General features: G+C 68.1%; 1 protein-coding gene. It reads left to right on the plus strand.

Annotated elements, in window-relative coordinates:
- Positions 1-54 precede the first annotated feature (54 nt).
- Positions 55-1,250 (plus strand): IS3 family transposase gene (locus D7Y13_RS41545; protein WP_120586199.1). Its coding sequence is split into 2 segments (ribosomal slippage): positions 55-337 and positions 337-1,250, totalling 1,197 coding nucleotides; the frame shifts between segments, so codons are not numbered across the junction.
- Positions 1,251-1,293: the final 43 nt, after the last annotated feature.

The following is a 1,293-nucleotide window of genomic DNA, read 5'->3' on the forward strand; positions in this document are numbered from 1 at the left end:
TGAAGTTGCCCCGGTTTCGTGGAGTCCCACCCGCTGTGCGAAAAGGGTCCCACGATGCCGAAGTCACGCCCCCCATACCCTCCGGAGTTCCGTGAGCGGGTCGTCGAGCTGATGAAGGCCGGCCGGTCCGGCAAGAGTCTCGCAAGAGAGTTCGGCTGCACCGAGCAGAGCATCCGCAACTGGAAGAAGCAGCTGGAGGGGAGCGGCAGTGGCGCCCCCAGCAGCAACGGCGAGAGCAGGCCAGCTCCCAGGGCGAGCAGTGCCGCCTCGGATGAGCGCGCCGAACTCGAGCGGCTGCGGCGCGAGGTGCGGGTGCTGCGCGAGGAGCGCGACATCCTAAAAAAAGCTGCGGCCTGGTTCGCGCAGGAGTCCGTGGCGACGCCCAAGCGGCGTACCGACTCGTGAAGGCGAACCAGGCCGTCCACGGCATCACGACGCTCTGTCGTGTCCTGGAGGTTTCCGAGAGCGGCTACCACGCGTGGCGGACGCGCCTGCCCTCGATGCGCGCGGTCGCGGACGCGGGCCTCAGCGAGCGCATTCGCGCCATCCACGCGATGAGCGACGGCACCTACGGCGTGCCGCGCATCCACGCCGAGCTCGCGGCGGAGGGCGTGCACATCGGTCGCAAGCGTGTCGCCCGTCTCATGCGGGCAGCGCGCCTCGAGGGCGTCAGTCGCCGCAGGTGGTGTGTCACCACGACGCGCGACGAGCGCGCACGCCCTGCGCCCGACTTGGTCGACCGCAACTTCGTGGCCCCTGGACCCGACCAGCTCTGGGTTGCGGACATCACGTACATCCCGACGCACGCCGGCTTCCTCTACCTCGCCGTCGTGCTCGACGCATGGAGCCGCAAAGTCGTCGGCTGGGCCATGGCTGGCCACCTCAAGACGCAGCTCGTCGTGCAGGCACTCGACATGGCCGTGGGGCAGCGTCAGCCCCAGAGCGTCGTGCACCACAGCGACCAAGGGACGCAGTACACCTCGATTGGCTTCGGGCTTCGGTGCAAGGAAGCCGGCGTGCGCCCCTCCATGGGCAGCGTTGGCGACGCGTACGACAACGCGATGTGTGAGAGCTTCTTCGCCACGCTCGAGTGCGAACTGCTCGCACGTCGCCGTTTCACGTCTCACGCCGCGGCGCGGATGGCCGTCTTCCGCTTCATCGAGGGCTGGTATAATCCGCTCCGGCGCCACTCCGCGCTCGACTACGAGTCACCCGCTGGTTACGAGAAGAAGCACCGCGCTGCCGCTTGAGGGCGAAAGCGCGGAAACGCTCCACGAAACCGGGGCAACTTCA

The organism is Corallococcus praedator, assembly GCF_003612125.1.
Taxonomy (GTDB): Bacteria; Myxococcota; Myxococcia; order Myxococcales; family Myxococcaceae; genus Corallococcus; species Corallococcus praedator.